The sequence below is a fragment of the Algibacter luteus genome, assembly GCF_030344935.1.
Taxonomy (GTDB): Bacteria; Bacteroidota; Bacteroidia; order Flavobacteriales; family Flavobacteriaceae; genus Arenitalea; species Arenitalea lutea.
Map to the genome: position 1 here is coordinate 580,966 of NZ_CP128313.1, position 16,199 is coordinate 597,164.

At 36.1% G+C, this 16,199-nt stretch carries 3 protein-coding genes; all 3 read left to right on the top strand.

Features of this window, described 5'->3' with window-relative positions:
* The first annotated feature begins 134 nt into the window (after positions 1 to 134).
* The 3 genes from O5O44_RS02455 (at position 135) to ileS (ending at position 16,195) form a co-directional block, all read left to right on the top strand.
* Positions 135 to 5,537: a DUF8693 domain-containing protein gene (locus tag O5O44_RS02455; protein WP_289195598.1), complete on the top strand. Its 5,403-nt coding sequence runs from the start codon at positions 135 to 137 to the stop codon at positions 5,535 to 5,537.
* Positions 5,538 to 5,719: 182 nt separating this feature from the next.
* A complete protein-coding gene (locus O5O44_RS02460) occupies positions 5,720 to 12,670 on the top strand; it encodes a DUF8693 domain-containing protein (protein ID WP_289195599.1) in 6,951 nt (2,316 codons plus the stop codon).
* Positions 12,671 to 12,790: 120 nt separating this feature from the next.
* Entirely contained in the window at positions 12,791 to 16,195 is a 3,405-nt protein-coding gene (gene ileS, locus O5O44_RS02465; protein ID WP_289195600.1) for an isoleucine--tRNA ligase, read from the top strand.
* The last annotated feature ends 4 nt before the right edge of the window (positions 16,196 to 16,199 follow it).

The window sequence follows — 16,199 nt, forward strand, 5'->3', positions numbered from 1 at the left end:
ATTAAAATTGTAAGTATTATTCGTAAATAAATAAATAATTTCGTGCATTTCATCGATAAACTGTATAATTTCTTAGATGTATGGTAATTATTTCATATGTTTGTTTCTAATAGTACCCTCAAATCTATTATTTTATGAAACTAAAACTAATATTCAGTTTTCTTTTCCTTTCGATGTTGTGCGGAATAAACACGTATTCTCAAACAACGCTTTCTGCAGGAGATGTAGCATTAACTGGATTCAAAACAGATAATCCAGATCAATTTGTATTTGTGCTATTAACAGATGTTACTGCTGGAACTCAAATAAATTTTACCGATCGTGGATGGAACAGTACTCTAGGCACATTTAGAGCTGGCGAAGGTGTACTAACATGGACAGCGACCTCTAGCTTGTCGGCTGGCACGGTTATAGATGTTTTAGATTTAGAAAATCCTTTTACTGCAGATAACGGAACTATTACCGACGATAGCAACTTTCAGCTAGCTGCCTCAGGAGATCAAATATTAGTGTATCAAGGTACTGATGCGAGTCCAATTTTCTTAAATGCTATACACATGGATGGCGGTGATGGTGGTTGGTCTAATGCTTCAGGCTCTAATAGTACTGCTTTACCACCAGGGTTAACAGATGGTGTTCATGCTGTTTATTTTGGTGAAATAGATAATGGTTCATTTATTTGTCCTACAGATCCATTTGAAGGAACAGCAGACTCTTTATTAGCTGAAATCATGGATATTTCAAATTGGGAATTAGAAAATGGACCTTTCAATATAACAACAACTCTTGGCGGAGGATGTAGTATTAATGTATCTCCAAATTGTACGGATCCAGTTGTTAGCGGATCTAATACGATTTACGGTAATGTATTTAATGATTATAATTTTAACGGAACTCATGATGCTGGTGAACCTTTAGAATCTAATATTACTCTAAATTTATACGAAGACACTAACGCTAATGGTGTAATAGATGGTGCTGATAGCATTATCCAGACCACTATATCCGATGCTAGTGGAAATTACAATTTCAGTATAATTCCAGCAGTTGCAACTGGCCTTGTGTTTTCTAAGCGCATAGATAGAGGTGTGGATGATGCACAGCAAGAAGGAAATAATAAAGTGGTGCTTGACGGCAATGAGCTAAAATTTAAAATTGGAGATCCTTATATTGGCTTAAGGTTTAGAAATGTTACTATTCCTCAAGGTGCAGTAATAAATTCAGCCACAGTAAAATTTCTATCTAAGGATGACCAAACGGGTTCGTTAAGTTATGAAATTAGTATTGAAGATAGTGATGATGCCGCAGAGTTTATTGATACTGATAATAATATATCAAATAGATGGGATGCCTCAAATATTGTTGATTGGCACAATATGCCTAATTGGGATGAATTAAACATTTATCCGACTCCGGACGTATCACCATTAATTCAATCTGTAGTAAATAGACCAGGTTGGTCATCAGGGAATAATTTGGCACTTCTTTTTGGTCATTTTGCAGGACCAAGTGCAGAACGAAAAACACAATCTTACGAAAAAATAGGGTCGCAAGCTTCACTACTTGAAATAAATTATGATGGTATAACTCCTGCTTCATATATCGTCCAAATTGACCAAACAACGTTACCAGCCAGTTCTTCCTTATCTACTGGCAATTTACATGCAGTTTCATTTAATCATGTTGATGAGGTAAAATGTGAAAAGAACTTCGGGTTTTTTTCACCATGTACAGATCCATCTGGTTTAGATTCGGATGGAGATGGTATAAATGATTCCTGTGATTTAGATGATGATAATGATGGTATTTTGGATACTGACGAATGTTCAGATTTAGGGAAAGCGCCTTTACTCAACTCAGATTTTGAAGATATAGATATAACTACAGGTTTAGATGGAGGACCATCGGATGTTGTTGCTACAAGTGGAATCTGGAAAGGAGATGCGAGTAATATACCACACTGGTTAAGTTCAGATGCTACTAACAACCATTTAGAAATTTGGCATAATTCTCAAACTGCCGGAAATGATTCTGGAGGTTTGGCATTTTCTGGTACACAATGGGCAGAAGTTAATGCCACAACAAATGACGGATTATATCAAGATATTACAACAACACCCGGAGATGTATTAAACTGGTCTTTCGCGCACAGAAAAAGAACGGGATATGCCGGAAGTGCAGGTGAAGACATCGTACGATTACTTATAGGAAATCCAAGTGGTACGCTAACAAGTCAGGGTGATTTTAGTTCTGCAGGAGATGCCTCTTGGACTGAACACTCAGGAACCTATACTGTGCCAGCTGGTCAGACCACAACAAGATTAACATTTACGGCTATCGCAGTGGCTTCAGGTGGAGGAACTACTTCTGGAAATTTTGTAGATAAAGTTCAATTATACGTATTGCCTAATTGTGAGGATTCTGATGGTGATGGTGTAGATGACTACCTTGATTTAGATAGTGATAATGATGGTATTCCAGATAATATTGAAGCCCAATCAACTATAGGTTATATAGCACCTAGTGGTGCAGGTTCTGGAATTACAGATGTAGACCAAAATGGGATTGATGATAATTTTGGCTTGGGCTTAGCTTTAGAAGATACAGATGGCGACGGTATTCCTGATTTTAGGGATTTAGATTCAGATAACGATGGACTTCTGGATATTGAAGAAAACGGAATGGCAGATCTTATTGTATCATTTACAGATATAGATAGTGATGGATTGGATAATCTTTTTGAAGGTTCTAATTTGAATGACCCAAATGATGTCAATGATGAAATAGATGATCCTACAGATTTATCAGTATTACCCGATGGCGATGGTGATTTATTATCAGGAGGCGATTTAGATTATAGAGATTTATTTAACATTAACCCACCAGCTTCAGCCGCCTTAGATTTTGATGGTATAGATGATTATGCCGAAGTTAATTCTGTAATTAACGGCTTAAGTGAATATACCGTATCGCTTTGGGTAAAATACAATGGCCCAACTTTAGGTACTAATGATGATGTTTTTGTCATGGGACAGAAAGATGTTTTTGAGATTACTATAAAAAATTGGTCGCCAGCTAATAATCCAACCCATTATTCATTACAAGGGAAAGTTTTTTATGATAATTCGTCGTTTTTAGGAGTGGCTTCAGGTTGGAAATCTAGTCGAAGTGATTGGACACATATAGCGGTTAAAGTCAGACAAAACGGGCCAGATGTTCAAGCAAAAGTATTTAGAAATGGTTTTGCATCGTCTAGTTGGTTGTCGTTACCAGGTACATTATCAAATAATTCAGAACCACTTCGCCTTGGAATAGTTAGTGGCACAAATAGTTTTGAGTATAATTTTGAAGGATGGATGGATGAAGTTAGAATTTTTGATGTAGCGCTTACCGATGACCAAATACAACGTATGGTTTATCAAGAAATTGAAAATAATGCAGGATTTGTTCATGGAAGCGTCATTCCAAAAGATATTGTTGATATTAATACCAATGCTAAAATTCCTTGGAGTAATCTCATAGCTTACTACCCGTTTACGAATATAAAAACTAACACCACTGCTGATTTATCAAATAATGATAATGAATTAAAACTATATAATATTTCCAGTATATTAGAACAAACAGCTCCAATGCCTTTTGAAACTTCATCTGATGGAGATTGGACTGAAGAAAGCACCTGGTTGCACGGTGATGTTTGGGATATTGAAAATTTACCAAATTTTGCTATACCATCGCAATCACCAGAGGCTTGGTGTATTGTTCACTTACATGATAATGTAACAACTTCTAATTCACACAAGGGTATCGGTTTATTAATTGATAACGATAAGGAATTAACGGTAAATAACGATAACGAAATAAACAATTCGTGGTATTTGCAATTAGATGGAACTTTAGATTTAAAGAATGATTCTCAATTAATTCAAACTGTAAATAGCGATTTAGTAACCTCCGCAACAGGTAAAATTTTAAGACGACAAGAAGGTACATCAAGTCCGTTTAGATACAATTATTGGGGGTCGCCTGTGGGAGCTTTAGGGGCCACAAGTTTAACAGATAATAACGCAGTAACTAACAACACTAATAATTCTAGTTTCTCTTTAAATATGCTTAAAGATGAAAGAGAAAACAATATGTTATTTACCTCAAACTACACCGCTAATGGTAATATAAGTACTTATTGGTTATATACCTTTAAAAATGGGAAAACTTATTGGGATTGGAAGTTTCTAAATCCAAACGATCCATTAACACCTGGAGTTGGGTATACTCAAAAAGGTACAGGACTAGGAGATTCAGAACAACAGTATATTTTTGAAGGCAAACCTAATAATGGCACCATTTTAATAGATGTAGCAGATGTTGGAGGCCCAGGATCGGTAGCCAACCATTCCAAAACAGAATATTTATTAGCTAACCCATACCCATCAGCAATTGACGTGCATCAATTTATAGATGATAATGTAGGCGTCATAGATGGCTACTTGCAATTGTGGCAACAATGGGGAGGTGATTCGCACAACTTAAGCGAATACGAAGGCGGTTATGCCCAAGTGAATAAAACAGGGTCAATAAGAGCCTATCAGTTTGTAGGGTTTTATGGAGACAATACGGGTTCGCAAGATGGTTGTATAGTACCAACGCGATACCTGCCTGTAGGGCAAGGTTTTATTGCGGAAATTGTCGCCGATGGGCAAGTAGAGTTTAACAATAGCCAGCGTGTATTTATTAAAGAATCGGATGCGGATGGCACCTATGATAATGGGTCGGCGTTTTCAAAAACCACAAACGGTAAAGGAGAAAAAACAGAGACGGCTTCTAAAACTGCCGAAGAGGAAAATCCTATGCAAAGGATACGTTTAGAATTTAACTCTGTAAAAGGTACAGAAACAAGAAGAGAACTTTTATTAGGATTTAGTGATTTTACTACAGATAGTTTTGATTATGGTTTTGATGCCAAAAACACCGAAACTAGCAGTAACGATTTAAATTTAGTCTTAGAAGGTCAGAATATGAATATTCAAGCTTACGGTCCCATAACCACCGATAAGGTGGTGCCACTAAACTTTAAATCATCAGGAGATAATAGTTTTGAAATTAGAATCACAGATACGGAAAACCTTGACGAGAGTCAAGAGATTTATATCAAAGATAACTTAACAGGAGTATATTTTGATTTAACACAAGATGCAGCCTATAGTTTTTCATCGGAACAAGGCATCTTTAATAATAGATTTGAGATTGTTTTCCAAAGTGAGCAACAAAGCTTAAGTATTGAAGAATCGATGGTTTCAGAAAATTACATCTATTATCAAAATACAACCAATACGTTATTTGTTAAAAAGCTAAATAGTGCGGTTAGTAAATTATCGTTAGTAAACATGCGCGGTCAAATAGTATTAGAATTGTTAAATGTATCAACAGAACAATTAAAAAACGGAATTCCATTCAGTAATATTGCCACAGGTGCTTATGTGGTTTGTATGAGAACAGAGGCTAATGAAGTGCTTACCAAAAAGATAATAATAAATTAATGTTATGCATTTCGTCGAAAAAAAAAGTATTTTATCGATATATTTATATATATTTGTTAATGAGTTAATTAAGAAAAATAAAACTTTAAAGATTTAATAGACATCAAGTATAAATAGAACTAATGCTAATTAAGTTTTAAAGAGTTTATTAATAGTTCCCAAACTATTAAAGCCTGCTTAGTATGAATAAAAAATTACGCGTATTAACATATTTATTGTTTTTATGTTTTTCTGTGGCCTCTATTGGTGCTCAGAGTGCAGACCTATTAATAAATCAGTTTAGCGTTAACGATAATACACCTGATGAGGGTCAAACCATAACGTTTACCATTAAAGTTAAAAACAACGGACCTAATTCAGCTACAAATGTTGCTGTAGAAAGCGTCATTCCTGCTGGCTATAGTTATGTTTCAAGCACTGCGAGTGCAGGAAGTTATAACTCGGGCACAGGAGTTTGGACCATTGGTACATTGACTTCAGGTACTACAAGAGAATTGACTATAAATGTTACTGTAGGAGCGGGTACTTCAGGGAATAACATTAATAGTGTAGTTTCTATTTTAGCGTCCGATCAAACGGACCCAATAAGCACGAATAATTCTTCAAATATTGATGTCGTAGTTAATTCAGCAAATTTAGAGTTAACTAAAACGGTAAATGATAATACACCTGATGAAGGTCAGACCGTAGAATTTACGTTAAAAGTTAAAAACAATGGACCATCTTTCGCTAATTCCATAATTGTAAACGATTTATTACCAAGTGGTTTAACTTATGTGTCAGATGATAGTGGAGGCGCATATAATAGCGTTACTGGCGATTGGAATATTGGTAACCTTACAAGTGGTTCACAAGGACAAATAAAAATTCTGGCTACAGTTGATGCCGGTACAGCAGCTCAAACCATCACTAACGATTTTGCATTGGTTAGTTTTGACCAATATGATAATGATGCCTTGGATAATGAATCTTCAGTAGATTTATTCGTGAATGGTGCCGATTTAGAAGTTACAAAAACTGTAAATAATACCAACCCCGCGGTTGGAAATACCATTACTTACACCATTGTGGTTACCAATAATGGGCCACTAAAAGCAAACGATATTACCATTCAAGATATATTACCTGCGACATTAACGTATCAATCTTCAACCATTACTCAAGGAACCCCTTACAATAGTGGCACTGGACAATGGTTTGTAAACGATTTAGATGTAGGGAATTCGGCTACTTTAACTATTGATGCAACGGTAAATGTAACTGCAAATGGTACTTTAGTTACTAATACCGCCAGCGTATTAAGTGTCATTGAAGATGATTCTATAACCGATAATAACTCAGATAGTGTTGATATCGGCGTAGGAAGCGCAGATTTACAAATTACCAAAAATGTAGATGCACCTACAAAGGCCGTTGGAGATACAGTTACTTATACCATACAGGCTACTAATAATAGTGTGACAACAAATGCCTTTAAATCTATTATCACAGATCTATTACCCGAGCATGTTACCTATGTGGGTGATGACAGTGCATCAAGCGGAACAACTTACGATTCTGCAACAGGAATTTGGGATGCTGGAACCATAAACGCGCTAACTTCAAAAACCTTAACGATTACTTGTACTGTAAATTCTGGTACTGGTGGTTTGGTTATTACTAATACAGCTTCAGGGTCTTCGATCATGCAAGACGGAGACACAAGTAATAATACAGATAATGCTGATTTTCAAGTATTAGGAGCAGATTTAGCCATTACGAAAACAGTTAATGATCCTTTTCCTTCTGAAAATGACATTATTCAATATACCATTACTGTAACCAATAATGGTCCTGTTGATGCATCAGGCATTAATGTTTTAGATCAATTACCCTTTAGTGTAGACTGGGTGAGTCATGTGGCTTCACAAGGTACTTATAATAATATCTCGGGTGTTTGGGATGTTGGCGCTTTAAACAATGGCAATTCAGCAACTTTAACAATTGATGCCCTTGTAAGATTAAGTGGAGCTTTTATTAATGTGGCTAGTATAACCTCATCATCACAGTCTGATGGTGTTTCTAATAATAATACGGCTTCGGTTAAAGTATCGGCTAAAAGAACATTTGAGGCTGGGTCTGCCATAATAGATATGGGAGTTTCTACTCAAACCTATAACAGCGGATTAATTCCTTTCGGGTTAGTATATGAATTGGCAATTAATAATTTAATTCCTATTTATTGGGTAGTTAATCACACCAAATCCTGGGTAGATGCTAATGCCAAAGTAGATCAAGTAGACATAACCGTTAATGGTAAAGATTATAAAGGTGGCCCTTTTGTAATCCCTGTTGAGTATATGGGAATTGCAGAACCTATTATTAACCAATGGATGACTGATTATCCTGGGTTAGTAGTTGATAAAAATTTACCAGAATTTGAATCGCTTTATTACGATTATATTTCTAGTTTTCCAAGGGCGGTTTTAGATACTCAAAATGGTAATAAAGTTCAAGATGCATTTTATGATCGTGCCAATGTTCCAATTACTTTTGGTAGAATTGGAGATCCAGATGATTTGACACTTTGTGACGATATGTATACTATGCCTCACGCAGATCCTCAAAATTGGAGCGCATCTACAGTAAATACTTTAATAGATTTTATTGAAAACGGCGGTTATTTTTGGTCAGCTTGTCACGCTGTGAGTGCCATGGAAGGATTGGTTGATACCGATAATGATGGCAATCCCGATTTAAATTTATTGTCTAACAATGGTTTAATTCCATGGGGAGATCATGATAATGGTACACCACCTTACAGTTATAATATACAAACAGGTGTTTTTAACGGTTCTGAAACTGCTGGAGATCCATTAATGCAATTTTTAGGAACCATGGATGGTGCGTTACAAAACGGTTCAGAGCAAATATATTTACCAGACGTAGATGGTTGGAGAGACTCAACAGTACTAGCACTTACAGACGACGATCACCCTGATGTTATAGATGGAACATACCCAACAGGACCAGCAACCGCTTTAGCTTATGGTAGAGCATTTGGAGACAACTCTAATGGGATGGTAATGTATGAAGGGTCACATAGTATCGCTGGAGGAACCGAAGCAGAAAACGTAGCAGCTGCCAGAGTATATGGTAATTTTTTATTACAAGCTGGTATTGAAAGAAGGCCGAAATTAAAAATAGATCCAGTAGCCTCATTATTATACACTCAGGAATCTTATGCTATGGTCGCAGAAGTTTCTGGTATCGCACCTCCTTTTACTTTTCAATGGATTGATTCTTGTGGAGGAACTTTTGATGACCCTACGTCTGCAACCCCAAATTATACACCAAACCCAACGATAACAGGGCCAGATAAATGTTTAATACGAGTTATTGTAACAGATAATTGTGGGCGAAGAAACTTCACATCATTTAAAGTGGTGGTCGTAGATGATTTAGACGAAGATAATGATGGTATTTTAGATAGTATTGAATGTACAGATTTAGGTAAGGCCCCATTATTAAATTCAGATTTCGAAGATTTAGATATAACTGCTGGTTTAGATGGAGGACCAACAGATGTTGTTGCAAGTACTGGGATTTGGAAAGGAGATGCAAGCAATATACCACATTGGTTAAGTTCTGATACGGCTAATAACCATTTAGAAGTATGGCATAACACCCAAGGCGCAGCAAGTGATCTTGGAGGGCGAGCCTATTCAGGATCACAATGGGGAGAGGTTAATGCAACAACCAACGATGGTTTATATCAAGATATTACTACAACCCCAGGTGACGTTTTACAGTGGTCGTTTGCACATAGAAAGAGAACCAGTTATGCTGGTAGTTCTGGCGAGGATATAGTAAGGTTACTAATTGGCGACCCAAGTGGTACATTAACAAGTCAAGGAGATTACAGTTCTGCAGGAGATGCCTCATGGACTGTACACTCAGGAACTTACACCGTGCCTGCTGGTCAAACAACCACCAGATTAACATTTACTGCTATTGCCGTAGCTTCAGGAGGAGGAACAACTTCTGGTAATTTTATTGATAAAGTTCAATTATATGTATTACCTGATTGTGAAGATACCGATGGTGATGGAATCGCAGATTATTTAGATATTGATTCTGATAATGATGGTATCCCGGATAACGTAGAAGGGCAAACAACAACTGGTTACTTAGGGCCAGCTTACACTTATAACATTTATGGCGTTGATGATAATTACCCTACTGGTATTGTTCCAGTAGATACAGATACCGATGGAATTCCAGATTACAGAGATACAGATTCTGATTCTGATAGTATACCAGACATTCAAGAAAATGGAATGGCCAACGTGACTTCTGGAACTGATACCGATGGCGACGGTTTAGATGATGTATTTGAAACCAATGGAGTAAACGATGCTTCTTTAGATATTAATGAAGATATAGAAGACCCTACAGATTTATCTGTATTACCGGACGTTGACGGTGATTTGGCATCAGGAGGAGATTTAGATTATAGAGATCTATTTGATGGTAATCCACCTTCATCAGCCACTTTAGATTTTGATGGCGTTGATGATTATTTAACAGGAGAATCCTTGCTTCAAGGATTAGAAGAAGTAACTGTAATGGCTTGGGTAAAATTTGAATCTGCGGGCTCATCGGCACGAACGATTTTAGGAGAAGACACGTCATGCCGATTGTATATAAAAACGGGCACACGCCCTACCTTTAGTATAAGGACGAATTCAGGGTTATCAAATGTTTTAGGAGATAATATTACAGTTAATTATAACGAATGGCATCATGTGACTGGAACTTTTTCAGGAGTTACTGGGACCCAAACACTTTATATAGATGGAGAAATAGTTTCAACGGTAACTAATGGTTCCTGGATTGGTGAAACTATAGAAGCCGATTCAAATTTGTGGAATGGAAAATTTGAAGTTGGACGTTTATCAAGATCAGGGAGTTCTATCCAACATTTTAGTGGTAGTATTGATGAAGTGCGTGTGTTTGATGTGGCATTAACAGATAGTCAAATTCAGCAAATAGTATATCAAGAAATTCAAGATAACTCTGGGAATGTTGCTGGTAAAATAGTACCAAAAGATGTAAAAGATACTGCTTCCGGTAATACGATACTTTGGAGTCATTTAATAGGGTATTACCCAATGACCGATATAAAAACTGGTGTGACCTTAGATGGTTCTTTAAGCAATAAACCATTGACCCTACGAAATATAACTACAGTTCAAGACCAAACGGCACCTATGCCTTATGTAACAGCAAATGATGGGTCATGGACATCGGAGTCTACTTGGTTACATGGCGATGTTTGGGATATTGAAAACACATCCACAAACAAAAATTGGAGTATTTTAAAAATAGCGAATGATGTTACAGCTTGTCATGATTTCGGATCCTTAGGCTTAATTATAGATTCGGGTAACACACTAACGGTACATAGTGATCGTTTCGTGGAGAATGATTGGTATTTAGAATTAAACGGGACGCTAGATTTAGAAGACGATTCGCAACTAGTGCAAACCGTTACAAGTGATTTAGTAACTTCGGCAACAGGGAAAATTTTAAGACGTCAAGAAGGGACATCAAGCCCGTTTAGATACAACTACTGGGGGTCGCCTGTAGGCGCGCTAGGTGCAACAAGTTTAACTGATAACAATGCGGCAACTAATAATACAAATAATTCAAGCTACACTTTAAATATGCTTAAAGATGAGGCGAAAAATAATATTCTATTCACCTCGAACTACACAGCTAATGGCAACATTAGTACGTATTGGTTATATACTTATATAAATGGCTTAACGTATTGGCATTGGGAATTTTTAAGCCCAAGCGATCCTTTAATTCCTGGTGTAGGTTATACGCAAAAAGGAACCGGTATAGGAGATTCAGAACAACAATACATTTTTGAAGGTAAACCTAACAATGGTACTATTTTAATAGATGTTTTGGATAAAGGTGGCCCAGGATCTGTTGCCAATGCATCAAAAACCGAATTTCTTTTTGGAAATCCTTATCCTTCAGCTATAGATATCCATAAGTTTATAGATGATAATGCAGGTGTTATAGACGGTACATTACAATTATGGCAACAATGGGGTGGAAATTCACATAATTTAAGCGAATACGAAGGCGGTTATGCCCAAGTAAATAAAACAGGATCTACCCGAGCTTATCAGTTTGTTGGTTTTTATGGCGATCATAATGGTTCACAAGACGGAACCATAGTCCCAACAAGATACTTGTCAGTTGGCCAAGGTTTTATTACCGAAATTGTAGCCGATGGACAAGTAGAGTTTAATAATAGTCAGCGTGTTTTTATAAAAGAAACGGATGCCGATGGTACTTACCTTAACGGTTCAGTATTTTCAAAAGACGCTAATAGTAAAACCAAATCAGAAAGTAAAACAAACAAAAAAGATAAAATTGATTTGATGCAAAGAATGCGATTGGAATTAAATTCGATCAAAGGACCTAAAACGCGACGTGAACTACTTTTAGGTTTTAGCGAAAGTACTACCGACGGGTATGATTATGGGTACGAAGCATTAAGTGCAGATTCCAGTAACAACGATTTAAATTTAAGTTTAGAAGGTAAAAACATGAATATTATGGCTTATAGCCCGATAACGAGTGATAAAACAATACCTTTAAATTTTAAGTCTTCTGGTGATAATTCATTCAACATAAAAATAACCGAATTAGAAAATATAGATGAAACACAGGCCATTTATTTAAAAGATAATTTAGCAGGCGTATATTTCGATTTAACTGAAAAATCTGGGTACAGTTTCACTTCAGCGCAAGGAGTCTTTAATAAAAGATTCGAAATTGTATTCCAGAAAGAAGGTCAAGTTTTAGGAATTGATGAATCGGTAGTTGAAGACAGTAACATTTATTTTCAAAACGCAACCAATACGTTGTTTGTTAAAAAGCTAAATAGTACAGTTAGTAAATTATCTTTAGTAAACATGCGCGGTCAAACGGTATTAGAATTGTTAAATGTATCAACAGAACAATTAAAAAACGGAATTCAATTTAGTAATATATCAACAGGAGCTTATGTAGTTTGTATGAGAACTGAGGCTAATGAAGTGCTTACTAAGAAGGTTATTGTAAATTAGGCTTCTTTAAAAGTATAAAATTCTAAAAGACTACTTTTTTGAGTGGTCTTTTTTTTGATTTTAAATTAATGTTTTAAGTATAATTCCTTAAATTCGCGAACTTAAAAGATTTACGAGTAAATGAGCGCTAAATTTCCTGAATATAAAGGACTTGACTTACCAAATGTTTCTAAAGAGATATTAGAATATTGGGAAGAAAACAACATTTTTGAAAAAAGTGTATCTACTAGAGAAGGTAAAAAATCGTTTGTATTTTTTGAAGGGCCACCTTCCGCAAATGGGCTTCCGGGGGTACATCATGTTTTAGCGCGCGCTATTAAAGATATTTTTCCACGTTACAAAACCATGAAAGGGTACCAAGTTAAGCGAAAAGCAGGTTGGGACACCCACGGTTTACCTATTGAGTTAGGTGTTGAAAAAGAACTCGGTATTACTAAAGAAGACATAGGTAAAACTATTTCGGTTGAAGATTATAACGCAGCTTGTAGAAAAGCAGTCATGCGTTACACCGATGTATGGAACGACCTGACTCAAAAAATGGGTTATTGGGTGGATATGGACGACCCATATATTACTTACGACCCAAAGTATATGGAATCGGTTTGGTGGCTATTAAAGGAGATTTACAATAAAAGTTTAATGTATAAAGGCTATACCATTCAGCCTTATTCACCTAAAGCAGGAACAGGACTAAGTTCACATGAGTTAAATCAACCTGGAACCTATCAAGATGTTACAGATACCACTGTTGTTGCTCAGTTTAAAGCTACTGAAAATACCTTGCCAGAGTTTCTAAAAAAATTCGATCATTTACATTTTCTTGCGTGGACTACCACACCTTGGACATTGCCAAGTAATACAGCCTTAACAGTAGGTTCTAAAATCGATTATGTTGTGGTTGCCACTTATAATCAATATACTTTTGAACCGATACATGTTATACTTGCTAAAAACTTAGTTGGTAAACAATTTACTGGGAAATACGTGCAGACAGAAGATGTAGAAGACCTAAAGAGTTATTCAAAAGAAAACAAAAAAATTCCATATCTCATTGCAACCGAATGTAAAGGGAAAGATTTAGTTGGAATAAAATACGAGCAATTATTAAAGTACGCACTTCCAAACGACAACCCTGAACATGCGTTTAGAGTAATTTCAGGAGATTTTGTTACCACCGAAGATGGAACAGGAATTGTACACACCGCACCTACGTTTGGAGCCGATGATGCTTTAGTAGCAAAACAAGCAAAACCAGAGGTGCCACCAATGTTGGTAAAAGATGAAAACGGAAACCTAGTGCCGCTTGTAGATTTACAAGGTAAATTTCGTCCAGAAATGGGTGAATATGCCGGTAAGTATGTAAAGAACGAATATTATAACGATGGTGAAGCCCCAGAGCGTTCAGTAGATGTTGAGATTGCCATTAAATTAAAAGAAGAAAATAAAGCCTTTAAGGTTGAAAAATATAAACACAGTTACCCAAATTGTTGGCGAACAGATAAACCAATTCTTTATTATCCTTTAGATTCCTGGTTTATTAAAATAACCGACGTAAAGGACAGGATGTTCGAACTCAACGAAACTATTAATTGGAAACCAAAAGCAACCGGTACAGGTCGTTTTGGAAACTGGTTAGCAAATGCGAACGATTGGAATTTATCGCGTTCGCGTTATTGGGGAATTCCGTTGCCAATATGGAGAACTGAAGATGGTAAAGAAGAAATTTGTATTGGATCTGTTGAAGAATTGAAAGCTGAAATGCAAAAAGCAGTTTCCGCAGGTGTTTTAGCTAAAGATATTTTTGAAGATTTCGAAGTTGGAAACAATTCTGAGGAAAACTACGCTAAAATCGATTTACATAAAAATATAGTTGATGAGATCATTTTAGTTTCGCCTTCAGGACAAAAAATGTTCCGCGAAAGCGATTTAATAGATGTTTGGTTCGATTCAGGTTCCATGCCGTATGCCCAGTGGCATTACCCTTTTGAAAACAAAGACTTAATTGATAAAGGAACAACTTTTCCGGCAGATTTTATTGCAGAAGGTGTCGATCAAACTCGTGGATGGTTTTACACACTTCACGCTATTGGAACCATGGTTTTCGATTCTGTAGCTTACAAAAATGTAGTATCTAACGGATTGGTGTTAGATAAAAACGGACAAAAAATGTCCAAACGATTAGGTAATGCTGTAGATCCTTTTGAAACTCTTGGAAATTATGGTGCCGATGCCACCCGTTGGTACATGATTAGCAATGCGAATCCTTGGGATAATTTAAAATTCGATTTGGATGGCGTAGAAGAAGTAAAACGCAAGTTTTTTGGAACGCTTTATAATACTTATTCGTTTTTTCAATTATATGCTAATTTAGATGGGTTTAATTATAGTGAAGTCGATGTGCCTTTAAATGAAAGACCGGAGATAGACCGATGGATTCTTTCTGAATTACATACGCTAATAAAGAAGGTAGATGCCTATTACGCAGATTACGAGCCAACAAAAGCTGCAAGAGCGATATCAGATTTTACACAAGATTATTTAAGTAACTGGTATGTGCGTTTAAGTAGAAGGCGTTTTTGGAAGGGTGATTACCAACAAGATAAAATTTCGGCATACCAAACGCTTTATACCTGTATGGAAACGATTGCTAAATTAGGTGCTCCTATTGCTCCATTTTTTATGGATCGCCTGTATTTAGATTTAAATGTAGCATCTAAAAAAGAATCTTTTGAAAGTGTACACCTTGCCAATTTCCCTGTTTCTGATGAATCATTTGTTGATAAGTCGCTGGAAAATAAGATGGAAAGCGCACAAACAATATCTTCGTTAGTTTTATCGTTAAGAGCTAAAGAGAAAATAAAAGTAAGACAGCCGCTACAAAAAATAATGATTCCTATTCAAAGTGAATCACAAAAAAATGAAATATTAGCCGTTGCGGAACTGATAAAATCTGAGGTGAACGTAAAAGAGCTAGAGGTTTTAGAAGATGCTTCAGATATTTTAGTAAAGCAAATAAAACCGAACTTTAAAGTACTTGGTCCGCGGTTCGGAAAAGATATGAAAGCCATTGCGCAAGTCGTTAATAACTTTACAGCGGAAGACATTAGAAAATTCGAGCAAAATGGTAATTTAGACGTCCAAGTGAACGAAAAAACCATTACCTTAGAGCTTACAGATGTAGAGATAACATCACAAGATATTGAGGGATGGTTAGTTGCAAACGAAGGAGCTTTAACAGTGGCTTTAGATGTAACAATCACAGACGAATTAAGAAAAGAAGGAATAGCCAGAGAACTGATAAATAGAATACAGAATTTACGTAAAGATTCTGGTTTTGAAGTCACAGATAGAATAGATGTACTCCTTCAAAAAGATGAACAAGTTGTAAATGCGGTTGATGCCAATATAACTTACATCAAATCTGAAACATTAACGAACGAACTTGAAATTATAGATAAATTGGAAGATGGTATAGAAATTGCTTTTGACGATGTAAATACCAAGCTATTTATCCAAAAACATTAAGATT